Consider the following 19,718-nt stretch of genomic DNA (forward strand, 5'->3'; position numbering starts at 1 on the left):
ACCTAAAAGGAGAGGGTACGATGGAAAAAACATCAAACTTGAAAGTAACGAGGGAAAATCATCCGCTTGATCCATTATCGGCAGAAGAACTTGAGTTGACGGTCAAGATTTTAAAACGTGATAAAGGAATGGATGACCAATACCGTTTTGCTAACATTAGCTTACTGGAACCGGCAAAATCCATTGTTTTGAATTATCAGGATGAAGAACAAATCAAGAGAGAAGCATTCTGTATCGTTCTCCATAATAAAGAAGGAAAGACATATGAGGCTGTCGTGTCTTTAACGGAAGGCAATATAAAATCATGGAAACTGATTCCGGGGGTGCAGCCATCCATTATGGCAGATGAATTCATGGAGTGTCAAGAAGTCGTTAAAAGCCACCCGGAGATGATAGAGGCCTTTGCTAAAAGGGGGCTTACGAATATGGACAATATTATGGTAGATCCATGGTCTGCGGGGAATTTTGGTATTGAAGAAGAAGAGAACGTTCGAATCGTAAGGGCTTTATGCTATTACCGTACATCATTATATGATAATGGGTATGCACGCCCCATTTCAGGGTTATATGTCCTAGTAGATTTAAATAAGATGGAAGTCATCAAGATTATGGATAAAGGTGTCATACCGTTTCCGCCGCTTGATGGAAATTATACACCCGATCAGGTCGGGAAAATGAGGCAGGATGTAAAGCCTTTAGAAATCATCCAATCGCAAGGTCCGAGTTTCACGACAAAAGGCCATGTGATCGATTGGCAAAAATGGAAGATTCGCTTTGGTTTCAATTCTCGTGAAGGTCTTGTCCTTCATACGGTCAGTTACAATGATGACGGAGTGCAGCGACCAATCCTCTATAGAGCATCTTTATCCGAAATGGTGGTGCCTTATGGTGACCCAACAGATCCTGTGAACAGGAACAATGCTTTCGATGCAGGGGAATACGGAATCGGCATGTTGGCTAATTCACTGGAACTTGGATGTGACTGTCTAGGTGAGATCAAGTACTTTGATGCGAATCTGGTGGATAGTAAAGGGGAAGTCATTCATATCAAAAATGCCATTTGCTTACATGAGGAGGACTTTGGAATTGGTTGGAAACATACGGATTGGAGGACCGGTCATGTTGAAGTCCGCCGTTCAAGAAGACTGGTCTTATCAAGCATCTCGACAGTCGGAAATTATGAATATGGATTCTATTGGTATTTCTTTCAAGACGGGACGATACAGTTTGAAGTGAAATTGACAGGCATATTGCATACACAAGCCATCGAACCAGGCCAAAAGCATCCACACGGCAATTTGGTTGCTCCTCAATTATTTGCAGCACATCATCAGCATTTCTTCAATATGAGGCTGGATATGATGGTTGACGGAAGTAATAATTCAGTCTATGAGGTCAATACAAAAAGGATGGAGAAGGGGCCGGACAACCCATATGGCAATGGTTTCTTCCCGGTTTCGACTCTGCTAAAACATGAATCGGAGGCAGTTCGAGATCTGGATTTGCGAACTGCGCGCTTCTGGAAGATTGTCAATCCATCAAAAACGAATAGAATGGGAGAACCTGTTGGTTATAAATTGTTCGCAGGTGAAAATTGTTTCCCGTTCGCCGATGATGATTCGCCCCTTTTAAAACGGGCTGGATTCTTAAAACATCATTTTTGGGTGACGCCATTCGATCCGGAAGAACAATTTGCATCAGGACGGTATCCGAACCAACATGCAGGGGGAGAGGGGCTGGAAGAGTGGGTTAAAGCCGATCGCTCCATTGAAAAAGATGACGTTGTGGTCTGGTATAACATGGGTCACCATCATATAACCCGACCTGAGGATTGGCCGGTCATGCCGACTGCATATATTAGCTTCATTTTGAAACCAGTAGGCTTTTTCGATCGGAATCCGGCTCTTGACGTGCCTCCATCAAAACCAAAAAAATCGGCTTGCCATATGGATAATAACTCTTCCTGTCATTAAAGAATCAGCCGTCCCACAAAAATAGCTCTTACTAGAAGGGAAGCGAATCAAATGTTGCTGCTTACCAGTTTTATCATAGTCGGGGCATATACGTTTTATTTTTCCAAAAAAGCCAATCGGAATAAAGATAATGTTGGCACGAGCCTTGGTAAATGCATGGTCATGATGTTAAGCATGACGACAAGTTTAACCTTGAGTTTAATCCTAGCATTCTTGTTTCCCGGAATGCTGGCGGTTTTAACTGTTGTAGCCATCGCAATATGTGCCGTGGCAGCCTTCATCATTGGAAGGCCATTCGGTTTAACTGCGGTAATGGAATCTCTATCAACATCTCTGATGGGGGCGATGATGGGCGCCATGCTTGGGGTCATGCTGCCTCTTGACTCACAAACTTTCATGCTCGCTTCGATGGATCTAATTTATCTTGCCAGTATATTATTTGTGACATTTTTTATAAAAAGGCAGGATGTAAAAGAGATGGATCCAACAAAAAGAGTGAGGGAACTTGCTCCTTTCTTCCTGACTCTCTTGTTATCCATCCTCATCATCGGAACGACTGCTGCTTGGGAAAGCGATTTTTTCAAGGTCGGGAATGATCCGGAAATGGACATGCATCATCATCAACATGGTGGATAACTGGATGGGGCCATGGAGGAATAACATTTTCACTTATCAAAAAGGGCGGAGATGGCAGCCCTCAGACTGTAGACAAAAGGGGTTCGGAATTAAGACATTCCGAACCCCTTTTGAAACTCCCTTTGAATCTTGCTCAAGATTAAGAGATTGGCCTCTACGAACCCACTGTATGGTATTGTGAATAAGCTTATGAATGATCTTTACTTTGATGCTGATTTTATGGACAATCTTAATTAATCACAGATAGGGTTTTTCCTAGCCATGGATCTTATTTCTTATGGAACTAACGTGGCAGGATAGTTGAAGAGTGCTGTTTGATCTTTCTTCAACAATTGGGCCAGATTGTTGAGCCAGCCTTTAAAATCTGTGTTAACTTTTGGAGGTGATTGTGAAACTATTTACTCAACCTAATATGGCTGAGATAATTAGTAAACATTGCATCCTTAAAATATAGGGAGGTTGTTGAATGTCTAGTTATAGCACAGAAGCACTTACCTTCGTTCCGTTTACACTTGACGAAAAAACGCAGCTTATTGATTGGTTGACATCAGACAGATGGGATTATTACGTAAATCCTGTTCCTACAAGAGATCGAATCATTTCTGCTATCGACGAAGGTAATTATCATAGCGATGAGAGTCGTACATTCTGGATTCAAAACCCGCAAACAATAAAAAATGTGGGACTTATTCGAGTTTATGACTTGTTAGATCAGTCGGCTATGTTTGACTTGCGAATCAAGACTGCAAACAGAGGAACAGGGATTGGCAAAAAGGCTGTTTGTTGGCTTACTGAACATGTATTCAATACCTATCCAAAAATCATCCGTATCGAAGGACAAACAAGGCAAGACAATATACCGATGAGGAAGGTTTTTCGTACATGTGGCTATCTTAAGGAAGCCCACTATAGAGCATGTTGGAAGACTGAATCGAATGAATATCTGGATTCCATCGGTTATGGGATATTACGAAGTGATTTTGAGAAGGGTATGGTTACCCCTGTCCAATGGAATGATGAGGCATCGTTTTAACTTGGAAAAACATGCATCTTCAGCTAAAGGGCGAGATTCTTGAAGAAGGTTCCCTTTCTTATAAAACTAAAAGGTGCTTTACTTCAATAAGGGAGTTGCTTCAGCAGCTCTTTTTCTTATGGGGGCAGGATAGTTGCATAAGAAATCATAGTAGAATTCAAATTCATAAGAATTGTCGAGGTGATTGTATGAAATATACTTGTCCTTTTTGTGGATATAAAACATTAGATGAAGAACCCCCAGGAACATATGATATTTGTAGAATTTGTTTTTGGGAAGATGATAATTACCAATATGAATATCCAGATGAAGACGGTGCAAATAAAATTTCTTTTAGAGAGTCACAACAAAACTTTATAAAATTTGGCGTTAGCGATCTAGATTTTTCGGAAAACGTAAGAAAACCAAATCATTCCGATATAAAGGATCCAAATTGGAAACCGTTAGAGTGAGGATACATATAGTATTTGTTATTTTGTTCATCAACTAACTGGTGCGTTAGTTCCATAGAACACAAAAGGAGACCGTAATACTATAGGTCTCCTTTTAATATTAGCTAGAAAGTAAATATGCAGCTGGCGCTATAGGATTTCTATCATTCCAAATCTCCATATGGATAAATATAGGAATATATCCTAAAATTGAAATATCTTACAGATAAGCTAAAGGTGTGAAGGTCGATGATTTATATGAAGACGATGAGGAATTATCACATGATCAAGTAGATGGGGGAAAGAAATGTTGAGATTTTTAGGATTACTTAAGAACCTGTAGTTGAAAAAAATTCTATTTCAACTAACGAGACGATACAGAGTGAAGAAAGCCAGGAAGAAGATTTAGAGGAAGAATGGTTTCCCGATACGGAAACGACCAGGGAAGACGAAATCGAAGAAACAATTAACAGCATTATAGATAAGAACTATAGCCAAACGACTGTTAGTGATATGGAAGTTAACGAAAACTTAGGTCTAAATGATGGGAGTTATATAGTTTTACCATATTTGAAATTTGACGCTATGAACAACGAAAAGAGGACTAAGAACTTACTTGAGATGTATAGTGAGGATTTAGCAGCTAATCTTGCCAAAGAGGACGATATCAGTGAGGTGACGATTTTCTGGGAAGCACCTTATCATTTAGAAGGTCAAAATATAGCGAAATTCACTTATACAAGGAAAGGTGAGAATATGATCATTGGTGAACGCTGGTACGATCCTTCTTTAAGGTAAAAAAATGAACATAAATATCAAAGTTTACTTGCATTCAAAAGAAACTAATTTCTTACAGAGTGAAAGTTTCTCAGTTCTAAATTCAGATTTCAAGAAAGATCCTGACTGGACAGCTGCAGTTTCCGCATATGTATGGACCCAACAGATTAATAAGAATATGGGCTCCAGTGAGGATTTTCGTATAAATCAAGTGGTGTATATAGAATGAAAATGGTAATATTATCAAAAATATATCTTTTTTACTACTTTTCAACTTTATTAGGAGGTCTTTATATATGGAATTTATTAAACGCAATGGAATTACTCTTTTGGTTCTTATAGTATTATTAAGTATGATTTTCTTCGATTTTGGTCAAAAAACTTTGATTGGTATAATAATATTAATGTCAATTATTATTATATTTAAACTCATTATTAAATTGAATAATAAAAAACAAATCTGAACGTTCTTTTTATGCAGCAAACAATTTAGTGAAAGTTGCTTTACCTGCCTTTTTATCTGCAGGTATCTTTTTAGCTTTCTGGAACTTTTCTAATGCCGTTCCAGTACCTTTTCCAAAGATGGAATCCAGTGATCCAGGGTTGTAACCTTTGGTGTAAAGCGTAGCCTGTAGAATTCATGTGAGGTTGCCTTTTGCACCCTTTTGGAAAGTGACAATGGCAGCCTTAGTTTTAGCTCCCCATTTACCATCCACAACAAGTTTTTTATTGAACTGCTTATTAAGTTCCGTTTGTAAAGCTTTGATAAGTGCTGATTTGGTTTTAGGGCCATTATATCCGTCCACAACAAGACCAGCTTTATAACGACTATTTAATGTTTTTTGAATGGAAACGATAGTGCTTATCCCCTTTGTTCTTGGAAGATTCTTTACTAACCTCAGATGCCACCTCTTTCTTTGGTGGATCAATAACAATAGTTCCAGCATCAGCTTTGAATTTTAAAGAAAGACTTGGCTTTTTGCCTGCTTGCATCTGTGAATAGGTTAATCCACCCGTCATTTCCAAGTGAGGATAATCTTTAATGCCTGTCCAATCTCCATCCCATTTAAATCCTAATTCTTTACCAATAGCAGCTACACGTTTCCATTTAGTATTAATGGTCCACAAGGGTGTTTTTCCGTCATCACTTACAAGGAAATAGTCTATCGCTACACCAAAGTTATGGAAAGATTGTCCTGGCAAAGCGTTTGTCACTTTTGGCTTAGCTAGATTACCATAATTGTTACCGTGGTAACTATAATATAGACGTCTTTGACCGTATAGTGAAGCTTGTTCTTCCATGGAGCGATAACCTGCGCTGATTTGAGTGTAAATTCCTTCTTTATAAGCCCTTTTAATCATCTCTAATGCAGAGGCTTTCACAATTAAATTGATACCGGACCCCATGTTTTTAATTGAACGATCTAATAAAGTTTGCAATGCTACTGTCATTTTCATCGTCTCCTTTTAATTTAAAATAAAGTCACCCGATGGGCAGCCTATTTTAATCCTTGTTTTTTTAAAACTTCTTCTTGCTTTTGAGCTTTCTTAGTTACTAAATATTGATTTTTATAAACACCATATAAAGCAAAAACAAGGGAACGGCAGCTGTAAGGAAGTTGATAAATGAGTTGATTGTAATCTCATTGAACCATTCAACCTGATAACCTAGCGATTGAAAAAATAAAAGCAGTGCACCCAATGCACCGCCAATCAATGCTACATATTGTTTTGCTTTATCCATATCAAATCTCTCCTTTTTTTCGAATTGATCAATTCGTTTATGAGCTTGTTTCACACTTTCTTCATTTCGAATAACTCTTTCAGATAAGGCAGTCCAACGTTGATCACTTGCCTTAAAATCAATTCTAATTGAATCAATTGATTGTCCAATATTATCTAACTTTGCACTTGAGATTGCCGATTCTGTAGCTTCCTTTTTAACGTCCTTATCCCTATTCCTGCTAAAAGTGAAAAAGCCAATTACAAGGCCAGTTATCGTGCATAAGCCATTCTTGGACCTTGCCATGTCCAATTGTCCAACTTCTTTACATTCATGGATAATCATGTTTGCAGAAGAATCCTTCTTTTGTTCGTGGACGTGTAGAGTGTAAAACTGAACCATAACCAAAAAAGTTAAAACGAAGTTAATTGGAACGGAAGGTACGAGACTCCTGCGGGAAAAACGCGTCCAAGGGAGACCCCATAGGCGCAAAGGTGCCGAGGGCGGACCGCCCGCGGAAAGCGAGTGCCCTACGTTCCAATCAATGTTCAAATTGTACAAGCCATAAAAAAATGTAAACAAACTCGATTTTCATCGAGTTTGTCTACAGTCTGAGGACTGCGAGGGTAGCCCTTTTTGTATCGACCATTTTTTGCGACTGATGTATCTAAATCAATCCTTCCTTCAACCAAAGGATACTTCATAAAATTACCAAGACTCAATTCAAAGAATGCGAACATATTAAAAGAAGATAAAAAATTTCCTGCTTTGGATTTGAACTTACATATGGGGGTTGAAGATGGATATATTATTAGCTCTCTTGCCGGCATTATTCTGGGGAAGCATCGTTTTATTCAATGTGAAACTAGGTGGGGGACCCTATAGTCAAACATTAGGTACAACGATTGGTGCCTTGATCTTTTCAATTGGGGTTTTTATTTTTGCTGATATTAAGTTGTCTCTTTTGGTGTTTGGAGTAGGGGTTGTCTCTGGTCTTTTTTGGGCTGTTGGACAAGCTAATCAGCTTAAGAGCATTGATTTAATGGGCGTATCTAAAACGATGCCAATCTCAACCGGAATGCAGCTCATATCAACCACCTTATTCGGAGTCATTGTTTTTCACGAATGGTCCACAATGAAATCGATCATTTTAGGGGTCTTGGCCTTAGTTTTCATTATTATTGGTATTGTCCTGACTTCATTGGAAGATAAAGAGTCAAAAGAGGGGAAAAAGGGAAACTTGAAAAAAGGAATTGTTATTCTCCTCATCTCGACGTTTGGTTATTTGGTCTATGTGGTCGTTGCCCGTCTTTTTGATGTTAATGGCTGGTCGGCGTTGTTCCCCCAAGCGATTGGTATGGTAATAGGCGGTCTGTTATTGACTTTTAAACATAAACCGTTTAACAAATATGCGATTCGCAATATCATTCCCGGATTGATATGGGCAGCAGGTAACATGTTTTTATTCATTTCCCAGCCTCGTGTGGGAGTCGCAACGAGTTTTTCCCTATCTCAAATGGGCATAGTCATCTCAACTCTTGGCGGGATCATCATTTTACGTGAAAAGAAAACAAAACGTCAACTGATTGGAATCGTTATTGGAATTATCTTGATCATCATAGCCGGGATTATGCTCGGACTGGCAAAAAGTTAATTGGAGGGCGATGAAATGTATACAGATTTAGAAGGTAAGGTCGTTGTGATAACCGGTTCATCCACTGGGTTGGGAAAAGCGATGGCGATTCGCTTTGCACAGGAAAAGGCAAAGATCGTGGTTAATTATCGCAATAAATCAGAGGAAGCGGATAGTGTATTGGAAGAAATCAAAACCAATGGTGGGGAAGCTGTTGCAGTGAAAGGCGATGTCACGGTTGAAGAAGATATGATTAACCTTGTTCAATCTGCGATAAAGGAATTCGGCAAACTCGATATATTCATTAATAATGCAGGAATAGAAAATCCTGTACCATCGCACGAAATGCCGTTAAGCGACTGGAATAGAGTCATCAATACCAACTTAACAGGTAATTTCTTAGGCTGCCGTGAAGCAATCAAGTATTTTGTCGAGAACAATGTTAAAGGGAATGTGATAAACATGTCCAGTGTACATGAGATGATTCCCTGGCCCTTATTCGTTCACTACGCAGCAAGCAAGGGCGGTGTGAAGTTGCTTACGGAAACCCTGGCGCTTGAGTATGCACCGAAAGGAATTCGTGTGAACAGCATTGGGCCTGGAGCCATAGCCACGCCAATAAATGCTGACAAGCTTGAAGATCCCGAAAAGAAAAAGGATCTGGAAAGCATGATTCCAATGGGGTATATCGGAAAGCCAGAGGAAATTGCCGCGGTTGCTGTATGGCTGGCTTCTTCAGAATCCAGTTATGTAACGGGCATCACTCTATTCGCTGATGGCGGAATGACCAAATATCCTTCGTTCCAAGCTGGAAGAGGATAATGCATCCGCTAGGAAAAGGTAGGGGGAACGCTGCCATCAAGGCCCATTTAACTAATGAATGATGCAGCAAGAATCCCAGCAGGATCGATCTGCTGGGATTCTTGTCTTAAAAGCATTAACGAGTATGGTGATTATACCAGCTAATGAAGTTATCGACGACCGTATCGATAAACTGGACAGTCGACTCATGTGTAAGACTGCCTTCGTTATCGATTTTGTCATGCACGGCTCCAACGTATACTTCATTCCCGGGAAGGAGCGGGGAGGAGATGCCTAGAGCGAATAGGATTTCACGTAAATGCAATTGAGCTTTAACCGTTCCTAATTGCCCCATTGATGCACCCATGATCCATGAAGGTTTGCCGATCAAGACTTTATCCACACGTGACAACCAATCGATGGCATTGCCCAATACGCCTGGAATCGTCGCATTGTATTCAGGTGTTACCCATAGGACTGCGTCTGCATCAGCCACTTTGCTTTTAAATTCTTTAACGACTGCAGGAGGATCATTTTCAATATCTTGATCATAAAAAGGAAGGTCCCGAATGTTTAAGATTTCGAGATCAAAACGATCTTGATATCTAGTTTGAATATATTTGGCAAGCTTTAGGTTGTAAGACTCTTTCCGAATACTTCCCACTATTGCAACAACTTTCATCTTCATTACCTCCGATTGTTTATTTTTCATGGATAATCATGTTAATAAGTTTCACTTATCTATTATAATTGGAAATTAAATGAAAGGAAAAAAGGATGCTTAGGAAATAATTTTTCACCGATTCGCCCTTCTTTCAAACCACTGTGGAAATGCTTCTCCATAATAAAGCCAAAAAAGGAAGCGGGCATTTGAAAAATAGTTTAAAGTAGAAGAGAGGTGAAAGAAATGTCTGAAAAGGTTTCCAGTATAATGTGGTTTAGTCTTGCAGTACAAGCTCTGCTTGTTCTTGCTGATCAGGATGGATTATGTAATAGTACTAAATTGGCCGATAAGCTTGATTCGGAGTCGGGTTTTCTCAGAAAAATATTAAGTAATTTAGTTAAGGCAGGGCTGATTCAAGCGAAGGAAGGCAGGGATGGTGGATATTCACTAGCCAAAAATCCCGAACAAATCATACTTGCAGATATATACGCAGCAATTAAATCCGAACCTTTTTCAAAGGGCTTCCTTGATGTGAATGATAAAAAATGCTTTCAACCTTCTTCTCGCCAAGCTTTATGCGGTTTGAAAAACGAGATGGAGAGCTGGATTATACAGGGCTTGGAACAAAAGACGATTGCTGATTTACTATCAAAATCTTAAACCTGAGAAAACGAAACTAATAGGGTTTCGTTTTTTTTAACTGTGTTTGACAAAAGAACAGTATTCGTAATATACTGTTCCTGTAATAAACACAGTTAAATGGAGGTCATTATACATGACAAAAAATATAATGAGTAAAGAAGAGTACCTAAATAAATCGAAAGAATTGAATATACCGCTTGAAAAGCCGAAGGTCCTTACTGATACAGACTTCATTACGGTAGCAAAAGAACGGAGATCTGTTCGCCAATACGATGCTGAATACGTGATGACTGAAGAAGAAATTAGAGAAATCCTGGAGATTGCGATTCAAGCACCGTCTTCTTCCAACTTACAGCCATGGAGATTCCTTGTGATTCAAGATAAGCAAACCCAACAAGAATTGCTGCCCATCGCAAAAAACCAACAACAAATTGTTGATGCCTCTACTGTCATTGCCGTTTTAGCTGATATAGAAGGTTACAAAAATGCTGAGCGGATTTATGGTGAATTGGTGAATAAAGGAATCATGAAGAATGAAATCAAAGAGCCATATGTGGCTTCGATCATGCATAATTACGGTAATTTTTCTGCTGAAAAGGCTTTAAGTGTAGCCATGATTGACGGTGGCTTGGTTTCTATGCAGATCATGTTAGCGGCAAAAGCAAAAGGATATGATACAGTCCCAATGGGAGGGTTCGATGAAGCCAAATTTGTGGATGCATTCAATGTACCTGAAAACTTCAAACCCGTCATGTTAATTTCCCTTGGAAAAGGAATGAAAGCAGGATTTGAAAAAGTACGTTTGCCACTTGATACTTTATTGACTTGGAATAAATACTAAGGTTCAACATTGGAGCAAGGATTGGATACCAGTAAAAGGATAGCTAAAATTCGCTATCCTTTTTTCGATATACTTTTAGATTTGCTCTGCGCTCCAGTTAATAAAAATGATTAATTCTCGCAAGCGATAAATGGATATGTTACAATTTTTCCAGATAATTCTTTTTGAATATCTCCTCTAAGAACCGACCGGCAAAACTCAGCATTAAGGGATTAACAGAGCTGAAAAATTGGTCTTGACGCTTCATGGATTGGTTTCAAATGTTAGCCGTTCAAAATGGATGGGAGGAGTCCTTATGAAGAATGATATGAAAACTGAAGTGTTCTCTTGGTTGAAATCTATCTTATTCGCTTTCATGATCGTGTTTATTTGCCAACAGTTTTTATTTACGCCAGTTACCGTCAAGGGTGAATCAATGGAGCCGACTTATGAAAACAATGACCGGCTCGTGGTAACTAAAATCGGAAAGCCAGAACGTTTCGATATGGTTGTATTTAATGCACCGGACGCAGATGAGAAGTATATAAAAAGGGTGATCGGTTTACCAGGTGACAGTGTCGAAATGAAAGATGATAGGCTGTTTATTAATGGAATAAAGTATACAGAACCATATTTGAAAACGAAAAAAGAGAAAATTCCACCTGAAGAAAATCTGACGGAGAATTTCACCCTGAATGATTTACTTGGGAAATCCAAGGTACCTGCTGGTCACTTATTTGTCATGGGGGACAATCGCAGGAACAGTTGGGATGGAAGAAGATTTGGTTTTATTTCAGAGGAATCACTTGTGGGCAAAGTGGAATTTCGCATCTATCCATTAAATGAAATAGGAGTGCCGAAGTAAATGATCTTAGTGTGTCACAAGTTAGTTTAGAGGATAATTAGATTGACTAAGTTGTATTTATAGAAAATGATGGGTAAGAACCTTTTCCGATGGTTAAGGTTTTTCATTTTGGATTATGGAGGTTTTTAATATGACGAATGGGTTAACCGCCATTTCCATCCCGATGCTGGATGAAGATATGGGACGGCAGGTAAAAGGCCATGTCGATTCACTGACGCTTCCTCAGGGAAGTTTAGGGCGACTTGAGGAATGGATAATCGAATTGGCCAAGATGACAGGAGAGGCCTTTCCGGACATTTCTAAACCGGGTGTTATCGTGTTTGCAGCCGACCACGGAATTACGGAAGAAGGGGTGTCGGCATATCCAAAAGAAGTGACGGAACAAATGGCACTCAATTTCCTGAATGATGGAGCTGCCATCAATGTACTCAGCCGTGCGATAGATGCTTACTTGGACATTGTTGATATCGGGATCGATGGAGATATTGAGGCTCCGGAATTAACTTCGAGAAAAGTCCGCCGTGGAACTAGAAACTTTTATAAAGAAGATGCGATGACAAAGGAAGAAGCACTTCAAGCGCTTGAAATTGGATATGATCGTGCACAGAAAATGATTGCCCGTGGAGTGAACTGCCTGATTCTTGGTGAAATGGGAATCGGAAATACGACATCCAGTTCCGCCATAATCTCCGTCGTAAGCGGGAAAAGCTCCGAATTGCTAGTGGGACAGGGAACAGGTTTAAAGTCTGAAGGCATTTTACATAAGCAAAGAATAATTGAAGAAGCGATTTTATTAAGAAAACCTAGTCCTGATGATCCAATCGATATTTTGATGAAAATCGGTGGATTCGAAATTGCAGGTATGGCTGGGGCCATGATCGCTGCAGCGAATAACCGTATACCCATTCTTGTTGATGGTTTCATTACAACCACGGCCGCTGTATTGGCCAACCTCCTAGCCGAACATGCAGCAGATTATATGTTTGTTGGACATCGATCGGCTGAACCAGGTCATAGAACAGCCATAGAATTGCTTGGTAAGGAGCCGATACTCGATATGGGAATGAGAATCGGAGAAGGAACAGGGGCCGCAGTGGCATACCCCATCCTAAAGGCAGCGACATTGGTCCTTAAAGAAATGGCAACATTTGAATCGGCAGGCGTGTCAAATAAATAAGAGAAATAAGAGACCTTCATGTGAAGGTCTCCTATTAGGTTGCAGTGAAATATTCTTTTAGTTTACTTTTACTTAATGGGTAATTGACCTTTATATTTCTTCATTTTCCTAACGACTGAAGGCTGGCTTATACCTAAGAATTTTGCCATTTCATATGTGGATTTACATTGTTTACTCGCTTTCATCATCATCCATTTTTCCACTTGTTCAAGAGCGGTATTGAGATCACGATCCTCAACCATCATTTGGTCGATCATTAAGGTATCATCTTTTTTCTCCAAAGATACTTGTCCATGTAAATGGGAGGGGAGGAAGCCTGGGAAAATGATGGAGTCTTCCGAGGTCAGAATGAGCCGTTCAATCAGATTTTCCAATTCACGCACGTTCCCTGACCATTTATGCTGAATCAGGATTTCGTAAGTGGAAGGATGCAACTTCTTATCTGTTTTGTATTTCTTGTTGATGATTTCGAGATTATGATTGATTAAGATGGCAATATCTTCTTTTCTTTCCCGTAAAGGCGGTATTTGGACGGGAATCACATTTAAGCGGTAATACAAATCGAGCCTGAATGTTCCCTTTTCGACCATTTCCTCAAGGTTTTGATTCGTTGCGGTTACAAGCCGGAAATCTATTTTATGCTCTTTTTTTCCGCCCACCCTTTTAAAAGTCTTCTCTTGCAGGACATTTAATAATTTCACTTGCATATCCAGGGGGAGCTCCCCGATTTCATCCAGAAATAAGGTTCCATTATCTGCCTGTTCGATCAGCCCTTGCTTTCCATGCTTTTGCGCACCGGTGAAGGATCCCGCCTCGTATCCAAACATTTCAGATTCAAAGAGACTTTCTGGAATGGTACTGCAGTTGACTTCGATAAATGGCTCTTTGCTGCGGTAACTCTGATTATGGAGCCGGCGGGCGAAAACGCTCTTGCCCACCCCCGATTCCCCAAGAAGCATGACAGTGGCATCCGTTGTGGAAACACGGAGTATCGTTTTGGCGATTTGCCGCATTTCCTTGCTGCGATAGATCAGCTCCTCCTGTTCCCTGAGTTCCTCGACCTCCGATTGATATTCTTGAATTTTTTTCTCCAATTGGCCGTACTGGTCCTGAAGTTTCCTGATTTCAGTTTGATCTTGGGCATAACTGACGACACGAATCAATTCACCATCATCATCAAAGATGGGATAGGCAGTCGACATGACGATCTTTCCCGTCTTCGTATGCTGCATGATTTGGACAGGTGTTTTCTCTTTCAATACCATGGCAGATATTGAAGGAGTAAGGATTCCTTCCGTTTCAAGCTGGTAAACGGATTTTCCAAGATAATGGTCGGGTTCAATTCCATAAATCCACCAATGGTTAGGATTCGTAAATAAAATGAAGCCTTTTTCATCAGTCACGGTAATATTATTATTCGATGTGCTGATGATGGTTTCCAAAACTCTTTTTACATTGTTTTCACTCATTATTTTCCCCCTTGTACGCTTTTTCGGTTGATTCAAATATAAATCAATATTAGAGGTGAAATCAAGAATTTTCAGATTCTTTGATTTGGAATTGAATCATTTTTTTGAAATCCGTATTTTTATAGTAGGCAGTAGCTTTAGGGTAGCGGTTCGTTTTTTGAATGGTTGGGGCATAATAAATTTTCTTCAACGCCTTCAAAAGCATCCTCTTCCCTTTGAGTGGTTAAAGATTTTCACGCCATTCTAGGACAATATCACCTGCTTCATTTATCAAAGTTGAAATTAGATTAATAGATTAGCGAAGGCAGCTCTTATTTAAATGGATACTTATACGGTTAACCTACTTATGTTTGGGTATTAATAAAGTAGAGATGAATCGATGAAGGAGTGATTAACTTGGCTGGAAACAGAACCTTGGGACAATATTTATACGACTGCCTAAAAGCAGAGGGCATTACAGAGATTTTTGGTGTGCCCGGAGACTATAATTTTTCATTGCTAGATACTTTGGAAGATTACGATGGGATTGAGTTCATTAATGGACGAAATGAACTCAATGCTGGATACGCAGCGGACGCCTATGCCCGGGTGAAGGGCATGTCGGCACTAATCACCACCTTTGGCGTTGGTGAGATGAGTGCATGCAATGCAGTCGCTGGTGCGTACAGTGAAAATGTGCCGCTCATTCATATTGTCGGCTCGCCAAAGTCCATGATGCAAAAGGAGAAGGAGCTTGTCCATCATACGTTAATGAATGGAGATTTCGATGTTTTCCGTAAGGTTTATGAGCATATCACCAGTTATACGGCGATTCTTACACCAGAAAACGCGGCTAGGGAGATACCGGAAGCGATCAGAATTGCGAAGGAAAAGAAAAAGCCCGTTTATTTGGTAGTGGCCATCGATCTCGTTACAAAGCCGGTGATTTCCCACACCGAGCCTTCCCAAAATAAGACCAAAACGAATGACGATGCATTGCAGTCAGCAGTGGAGAATATAAGGAAAATGTTAGAGGATGTAAAAAAAGCAGTCCTGCTTGTAGATATGAAAACACTCCGTTATAACTTGCAAGGGTCCGTGCAGCAGCTGGCTGAGCAGTTAAATGTTCCAGTCGCTTCGTTAATGCAGGGGAAAAGCGGGTTTGATGAGAGTCATCCCCTGTATATTGGTGTTTACGGCGGAGCTTTCGGAAGTAAGGATGTAACCCAGACTGTTGAAGAAGCGGATTTCATCATAGCCGTTGGAGCTGTTTGGTCAGACGTCAATACATCCAAAGGTACAGCAAAGCTTAATCCACTGAAAATGATAGAGGTTCAACCTGACTCATTAAAAGTGGGAGTTGCCAGTTATATGAATGTCAATGCTGAAGATATTCTAAATGCTCTCAAAGAAATTGGCTACCGGCAGAAAGAATCTGTTGGAACAACCTTGTTTCCGTATGACACAATGGTTGAAGACCCATCAGCACCACTGGAGGCGGCCTCTTATTATCCTCGAATTCAGCAAATGTTGAAGGAAAATGACATTGTGGTCACTGAAACAGGAACATTCTCTTATGGTATGTCACAGGTTAGATTGCCAAAAGGGGCGACCTATATAGCTCAGGGAGGCTGGCAGAGTATTGGTTATGCGACACCCGCTGCTTTTGGGGCTTGTATAGCGGATAGAAACCGTCGTGTACTTTTGTTTACTGGTGACGGCTCGATACAGCTGACAGCACAGGAAATAAGCTCGATGTTGGAGAACGGCTGCAAACCCATTGTGTTTATCCTCAACAATAACGGCTATACGATAGAAAAATTCTTAAACGTAAAAGTCGATATAGAAAAACAGAAATATAACGAGATACCAGAGTGGGATTATACAAAGCTAGCCGAAGCATTTGGCGAGGAGGCTTTCACTGCAAGAGTCAGGACGAATGGTGAACTGGATGATGCCATCAAAAAGGCTCAGGACATGAACGCCGAAAAACTTTGCCTTATAGAAATGATCGTAAAAGATCAAATGGATGGACCAGAGTATCTTAATAAGATGAGGCAGTATCTTGAGAAGCAGGAAAAACAAAATTAATACCAATAGGCCTTCTATCGGAGAAGGCTTCAGAATGTAGACTAATTCGATGAAAATCGAGTTGGTCTACATTTTTTTTGAGAGTTTTTAAAACTCGAACGTTGATTGGAACGTAGGGCACTCGCTTTCCGCGGGCGGTCCGCCCTCGGCGCCTTTGCGCCTGTGGGGTCTCCATAGGACGCGCTTTTCCCGCAGGAGTCTCGCACACCCGTTCCAATCAACTTTGTTTTAACAATTAAATATAACCGCTTTTGCCTACATTCTTTTTTGTTTTAAAATAGGAGTATTAAAACTTGAGGTGATTAGGATGCTTTCTAAACATGATTCTATTCAGCGAGATCAACTTGAAATGATTACTTTGAATCAACTGGTACGTGCTGAAAGCCAGTGTTCAGAAATCACTCTTCTGGGCTTTAACAGCTTCCTCCGTTGACAATTGACAGCGATTGATTGAACGTTTGTAACCGGTGATAAATGGTAATGTTGGATCAAAAAAGCGTGTTTGATCTTTTTATCAAAACACGCTTTTTCCATTTGTTATAAACTTTTTTTAAGTGAATGTTTAACCAACAATAGTTATTGCCATCATCATTTAGTTAATAACACGGACAGCATTTACAAAACTAGGTCCCCAGTAAGAATTGTTAATGTTAGCGTAGGAAACACCTTTGGATGTGGAAGCATTCAGCATTTGACCGTTTCCGGCATAAATTCCTACATGATTAATTACACCATTATTATTGGTATCAAAAAACACTAAATCCCCTTTTTGAAGGGCTTTCAGAGATACAGCCGTACCAGCCTGTGATTGTGCCACTGAATTTCGAGGCAAGGAAATACCTGCACTTTGGAACGCTCTTAATGTGAATGAAGAGCAATCAAATATGTCAGTACGTGAAGTGCTCGCACCGTAAACATACTTGGCTCCTAGATATTTTGCGCCGGCAGCCAAAACTTGATCCGCTTTGGCAGAATAAGACAATTTGGACGGGTTTTTAGTTGCAGATGCAGATGCTTTCCCGGAAACACGGATGGATTGGCCTATACGAATACGATCTGAATTAGAAATATTAGGGTTTATTTTAAGTAAGGCACTAAGGGAAAGATTATATCTGTTAGCGATGGTCGATAAGGAATCCCCTAGTTTAACCACATAAACTTCTGTTGTATTTTTACTATTATTCGTATAGTTGTTAAGGGTATTAACCTTCAAAACTTGTCCGGGAAAAATAAGAGTACTAGTCAAATTGTTTTTAGACTTTAATTGTTGGATAGTCATATTATTGACCCTAGCAATTTTGTCTAGGGTGTCCCCTGATTTGACTGTGTATGTATCACTTGAATTACTGTTTTTAGCCGTAGAGCTAGATGCAGGAGCTTGTCCGGAAACACGGATGGATTGTCCAATATAAATACGATCAGAATTAGAAATATTAGTGTTTAATTTAAGCAAAGCACTAAGGGAAAGGTTATATCTTTTAGCAATTTTAGATAAAGTATCCCCCAGTTTAACCACATATTTTTCGGTTTTGTCTATATTTTTATCTGTATGGTTGTTAAGGCTATTGACCTTCAAGACCTGGCCGGGAAAAATAAGGGAACTGGTCAAATGGTTTTGAGATTTTAACTCTTGGACAGTTGTATTATTAGCTTTAGAAATTTTATCAAGGGTGTCCCCTGATTTGACTTGATAAGAACCAGCATAAGCAGAAGTTCCTGCCACAAGGGTACCTATAATAGTTCCTGCAAGAATAAAAGAGTTTTTCGAATTGTTCATTTAGGAAAGTTCCTCCTGATGTGGTAAAAAAATATGTAGCATTTATATTATAAGGCTATGAAATATAAAAAACATGACAATATAAAAAAAAGTTCATTCAGAAAATAAATGAAATTCGCCTTTTTCAGGTTATCCTGTTGCAGGTAAATGTGGTCTAGTCACCTCGAGTGGGATTCAAATGCAATGAAATAGGGCACATTCAGATTATATTAATTGAAGAAAGTAGGTTGGGGTGGTTCAAAGATAGTTTCAAAAATACAGGATATGGCCGTAGGAATGGATAACAATTCTCCTTGAAGTTCGTTGCATAAAATGGAAGTTTAGGGCCGGGTAATTAAAAAGAAAGGTAAGAATACATATCCTTACCTTTCCTTGATTAATTTTTTAATATTGTCTATAAACGTAGGGATCATCAGGTTCAACGATTTTGCTATGTGATGATACTTTGAGTATGGGAATGGTTTTCTTAAACGGCTGATAATAAATGGATTCCAATTCACCCGTCACGGAATACCACTCATCATTTTTAGGATGCATTCCTTCAGGAAATTCGATTAGCATACCGAATACCCCAGAGTCTGCGACACAATGAATGACCCCAAAACGAAACAGGAATACCTGGTTTTTGGCTAGCTCATCTGAATTGTACGAAAATCCGGTTAAAGTAATTTGTTTACCGGTGAACTTTCCAGGGGAGTAATAGATGGCTTCTAAATCGGTAAGATAGTTTTCATCGGTTAAATGAAGACTATCACGATCGACCAAGCTTTTGAGCGAGTGATCCATTAAAGTTAAATAGTCATCCTTGCCATAATAAAGACTCGTATCCGGCTGCAGAAATTGATGCTGGCTATATTCATCTGAGTCATCATACACGGGGAAATGAAATCCTTTTTTTTCTACGATATTGGAGTCCATTGTGGCAACAGGCAAAAAGAGGCCGGTTAAAATGGGAATTAAAAATAGCGTGTAAGTAAGGTTTTTTTTCCATTTCTTGTTTTCATGGGAGTGATCATGACCGCACTGACAATCTTCACACTCTTCTTGATTTCCTTCTTTAAAATATAAGTAAGATCCCATCAAAGTGAAAACAGCCAGTACATAGATAGCAATCTGTGAAACATAAGAATATTCCATATTAATGTATTTCGATATATTCCCTGAGGCGTGTAGATGCATGAATAAAAATGTAAGTCCAAGTAATATGAATAATCTTCCCATATAAAA

At 39.6% G+C, this 19,718-nt stretch carries 21 protein-coding genes; 13 read left to right on the plus strand and 8 right to left on the minus strand.

Features of this window, described 5'->3' with window-relative positions; genetic code table 11:
* Positions 1-20 precede the first annotated feature (20 nt).
* From ACQKKK_RS17750 to ACQKKK_RS17775, 6 genes are all read left to right on the plus strand, one after another.
* Complete coding sequence (locus tag ACQKKK_RS17750) at positions 21-1,973, plus strand: primary-amine oxidase (protein ID WP_427617756.1); 1,953 nt, start codon at positions 21-23, stop codon at positions 1,971-1,973.
* Between the two features lie 51 nt (positions 1,974-2,024).
* Positions 2,025-2,609: a hypothetical protein gene (locus ACQKKK_RS17755; protein ID WP_427617758.1), complete on the plus strand. Its 585-nt coding sequence runs from the start codon at positions 2,025-2,027 to the stop codon at positions 2,607-2,609.
* A gap of 466 nt (positions 2,610-3,075) precedes the next feature.
* On the plus strand, positions 3,076-3,642 hold the full coding sequence (locus ACQKKK_RS17760; RefSeq protein WP_427617760.1) for a GNAT family N-acetyltransferase: 567 nt from the start codon (positions 3,076-3,078) through the stop codon (positions 3,640-3,642).
* Positions 3,643-3,830: 188 nt separating this feature from the next.
* Complete coding sequence (locus ACQKKK_RS17765) at positions 3,831-4,094, plus strand: CPCC family cysteine-rich protein (RefSeq protein WP_427617762.1); 264 nt, start codon at positions 3,831-3,833, stop codon at positions 4,092-4,094.
* A 564-nt stretch (positions 4,095-4,658) separates the two neighbouring features.
* Positions 4,659-4,871: a hypothetical protein gene (locus tag ACQKKK_RS17770; protein WP_427617763.1), complete on the plus strand. Its 213-nt coding sequence runs from the start codon at positions 4,659-4,661 to the stop codon at positions 4,869-4,871.
* A gap of 275 nt (positions 4,872-5,146) precedes the next feature.
* A complete protein-coding gene (locus ACQKKK_RS17775) occupies positions 5,147-5,314 on the plus strand; it encodes a hypothetical protein (RefSeq protein ID WP_427617765.1) in 168 nt (55 codons plus the stop codon).
* A gap of 174 nt (positions 5,315-5,488) precedes the next feature.
* Here the strand turns inward: ACQKKK_RS17775 and ACQKKK_RS17780 are convergent, their stop codons facing one another.
* The 3 genes from ACQKKK_RS17780 to ACQKKK_RS17790 are packed head-to-tail and all read right to left on the minus strand — an operon-like array spanning position 5,489 to position 6,478.
* The gene (locus ACQKKK_RS17780; RefSeq protein ID WP_427617767.1) at positions 5,489-5,656 is read right to left on the minus strand and encodes a peptidoglycan-binding domain-containing protein; all 168 of its coding nucleotides are present in this window, start codon (positions 5,654-5,656) and stop codon (positions 5,489-5,491) included.
* Positions 5,657-5,678: 22 nt separating this feature from the next.
* Complete coding sequence (locus tag ACQKKK_RS17785; protein ID WP_427617768.1) at positions 5,679-6,302, minus strand: M15 family metallopeptidase; 624 nt, start codon at positions 6,300-6,302, stop codon at positions 5,679-5,681.
* A 47-nt stretch (positions 6,303-6,349) separates the two neighbouring features.
* A complete protein-coding gene (locus ACQKKK_RS17790) occupies positions 6,350-6,478 on the minus strand; it encodes a phage holin (protein ID WP_427617840.1) in 129 nt (42 codons plus the stop codon).
* Positions 6,479-7,372: 894 nt separating this feature from the next.
* Between ACQKKK_RS17790 and ACQKKK_RS17795 the strand changes: the two genes are divergently transcribed.
* Both ACQKKK_RS17795 and ACQKKK_RS17800 read left to right on the plus strand, forming a co-directional pair.
* Entirely contained in the window at positions 7,373-8,227 is an 855-nt protein-coding gene (locus ACQKKK_RS17795; protein ID WP_427617770.1) for a RhaT/GlcU family sugar-proton symporter, read from the plus strand.
* A 15-nt stretch (positions 8,228-8,242) separates the two neighbouring features.
* The gene (locus ACQKKK_RS17800; RefSeq protein ID WP_427617772.1) at positions 8,243-9,028 is read left to right on the plus strand and encodes an SDR family oxidoreductase; all 786 of its coding nucleotides are present in this window, start codon (positions 8,243-8,245) and stop codon (positions 9,026-9,028) included.
* A 115-nt stretch (positions 9,029-9,143) separates the two neighbouring features.
* On the opposite strand, the gene ACQKKK_RS17805 is transcribed toward ACQKKK_RS17800, so the two are convergent.
* The gene (locus ACQKKK_RS17805) at positions 9,144-9,689 is read right to left on the minus strand and encodes an NADPH-dependent FMN reductase (RefSeq protein ID WP_427617774.1); all 546 of its coding nucleotides are present in this window, start codon (positions 9,687-9,689) and stop codon (positions 9,144-9,146) included.
* A 225-nt stretch (positions 9,690-9,914) separates the two neighbouring features.
* Between ACQKKK_RS17805 and ACQKKK_RS17810 the strand changes: the two genes are divergently transcribed.
* The 4 genes from ACQKKK_RS17810 (at position 9,915) to cobT (ending at position 13,175) form a co-directional block, all read left to right on the plus strand.
* Positions 9,915-10,331 (plus strand): Rrf2 family transcriptional regulator, encoded by a 417-nt coding sequence (locus tag ACQKKK_RS17810; protein WP_427617776.1) that lies wholly within the window; start codon positions 9,915-9,917, stop codon positions 10,329-10,331.
* Positions 10,332-10,446: 115 nt separating this feature from the next.
* On the plus strand, positions 10,447-11,154 hold the full coding sequence (locus ACQKKK_RS17815) for a nitroreductase family protein (protein ID WP_427617777.1): 708 nt from the start codon (positions 10,447-10,449) through the stop codon (positions 11,152-11,154).
* 295 nt (positions 11,155-11,449) lie between these two features.
* Entirely contained in the window at positions 11,450-11,998 is a 549-nt protein-coding gene (gene lepB / locus ACQKKK_RS17820; protein ID WP_427617779.1) for a signal peptidase I, read from the plus strand.
* A 130-nt stretch (positions 11,999-12,128) separates the two neighbouring features.
* Positions 12,129-13,175 carry a nicotinate-nucleotide--dimethylbenzimidazole phosphoribosyltransferase gene (gene cobT, locus ACQKKK_RS17825; protein ID WP_427617780.1) on the plus strand — a complete coding sequence of 349 codons (1,047 nt, stop codon included), beginning with the start codon at positions 12,129-12,131 and terminating at the stop codon, positions 13,173-13,175.
* 68 nt (positions 13,176-13,243) lie between these two features.
* Here the strand turns inward: cobT and ACQKKK_RS17830 are convergent, their stop codons facing one another.
* Together ACQKKK_RS17830 and ACQKKK_RS17835 are read right to left on the minus strand one after the other, a co-directional pair.
* Complete coding sequence (locus tag ACQKKK_RS17830) at positions 13,244-14,644, minus strand: sigma-54 interaction domain-containing protein (protein WP_427617782.1); 1,401 nt, start codon at positions 14,642-14,644, stop codon at positions 13,244-13,246.
* 61 nt (positions 14,645-14,705) lie between these two features.
* Entirely contained in the window at positions 14,706-14,843 is a 138-nt protein-coding gene (locus tag ACQKKK_RS17835) for a hypothetical protein (RefSeq protein ID WP_427617783.1), read from the minus strand.
* Between the two features lie 188 nt (positions 14,844-15,031).
* Between ACQKKK_RS17835 and ACQKKK_RS17840 the strand changes: the two genes are divergently transcribed.
* Positions 15,032-16,714, plus strand: a complete 1,683-nt coding sequence (locus ACQKKK_RS17840; protein WP_427617785.1) for an alpha-keto acid decarboxylase family protein — start codon at positions 15,032-15,034, stop codon at positions 16,712-16,714.
* Positions 16,715-17,306: 592 nt separating this feature from the next.
* Here ACQKKK_RS17840 and ACQKKK_RS17845 read toward each other — a convergent pair.
* Together ACQKKK_RS17845 and ACQKKK_RS17850 are read right to left on the minus strand one after the other, a co-directional pair.
* A complete protein-coding gene (locus ACQKKK_RS17845; RefSeq protein WP_427617787.1) occupies positions 17,307-18,491 on the minus strand; it encodes a LysM peptidoglycan-binding domain-containing protein in 1,185 nt (394 codons plus the stop codon).
* A gap of 384 nt (positions 18,492-18,875) precedes the next feature.
* Positions 18,876-19,712, minus strand: a complete 837-nt coding sequence (locus tag ACQKKK_RS17850) for a TIGR03943 family putative permease subunit (RefSeq protein WP_427617789.1) — start codon at positions 19,710-19,712, stop codon at positions 18,876-18,878.
* Between the last annotated feature and the right edge of the window lie 6 nt (positions 19,713-19,718).

This window comes from Peribacillus sp. NPDC006672 (assembly GCF_050274955.1).
Taxonomy (GTDB): domain Bacteria; phylum Bacillota; class Bacilli; order Bacillales; family DSM-1321; genus Peribacillus.

What these genes read in the sequence shown, in the direction of transcription:
- ACQKKK_RS17785 (WP_427617768.1), bottom strand. Translation starts at nt 6,302, where the DNA reads ATGACAGTAGCATTGCAAACTTTATTAGATCGTTCAATTAAAAACATG.
- lepB (WP_427617779.1), top strand. Translation starts at nt 11,450, where the DNA reads ATGAAGAATGATATGAAAACTGAAGTGTTCTCTTGGTTGAAATCTATC.
- ACQKKK_RS17805 (WP_427617774.1), bottom strand. Translation starts at nt 9,689, where the DNA reads ATGAAAGTTGTTGCAATAGTGGGAAGTATTCGGAAAGAGTCTTACAAC.
- ACQKKK_RS17830 (WP_427617782.1), bottom strand. Translation starts at nt 14,644, where the DNA reads ATGAGTGAAAACAATGTAAAAAGAGTTTTGGAAACCATCATCAGCACA.
- ACQKKK_RS17810 (WP_427617776.1), top strand. Translation starts at nt 9,915, where the DNA reads ATGTCTGAAAAGGTTTCCAGTATAATGTGGTTTAGTCTTGCAGTACAA.
- ACQKKK_RS17850 (WP_427617789.1), bottom strand. Translation starts at nt 19,712, where the DNA reads ATGGGAAGATTATTCATATTACTTGGACTTACATTTTTATTCATGCAT.
- ACQKKK_RS17845 (WP_427617787.1), bottom strand. Translation starts at nt 18,491, where the DNA reads ATGAACAATTCGAAAAACTCTTTTATTCTTGCAGGAACTATTATAGGT.
- ACQKKK_RS17815 (WP_427617777.1), top strand. Translation starts at nt 10,447, where the DNA reads ATGACAAAAAATATAATGAGTAAAGAAGAGTACCTAAATAAATCGAAA.
- ACQKKK_RS17755 (WP_427617758.1), top strand. Translation starts at nt 2,025, where the DNA reads ATGTTGCTGCTTACCAGTTTTATCATAGTCGGGGCATATACGTTTTAT.
- ACQKKK_RS17770 (WP_427617763.1), top strand. Translation starts at nt 4,659, where the DNA reads ATGAACAACGAAAAGAGGACTAAGAACTTACTTGAGATGTATAGTGAG.
- ACQKKK_RS17765 (WP_427617762.1), top strand. Translation starts at nt 3,831, where the DNA reads ATGAAATATACTTGTCCTTTTTGTGGATATAAAACATTAGATGAAGAA.
- ACQKKK_RS17760 (WP_427617760.1), top strand. Translation starts at nt 3,076, where the DNA reads ATGTCTAGTTATAGCACAGAAGCACTTACCTTCGTTCCGTTTACACTT.
- ACQKKK_RS17750 (WP_427617756.1), top strand. Translation starts at nt 21, where the DNA reads ATGGAAAAAACATCAAACTTGAAAGTAACGAGGGAAAATCATCCGCTT.
- cobT (WP_427617780.1), top strand. Translation starts at nt 12,129, where the DNA reads ATGACGAATGGGTTAACCGCCATTTCCATCCCGATGCTGGATGAAGAT.
- ACQKKK_RS17775 (WP_427617765.1), top strand. Translation starts at nt 5,147, where the DNA reads ATGGAATTTATTAAACGCAATGGAATTACTCTTTTGGTTCTTATAGTA.
- ACQKKK_RS17800 (WP_427617772.1), top strand. Translation starts at nt 8,243, where the DNA reads ATGTATACAGATTTAGAAGGTAAGGTCGTTGTGATAACCGGTTCATCC.
- ACQKKK_RS17795 (WP_427617770.1), top strand. Translation starts at nt 7,373, where the DNA reads ATGGATATATTATTAGCTCTCTTGCCGGCATTATTCTGGGGAAGCATC.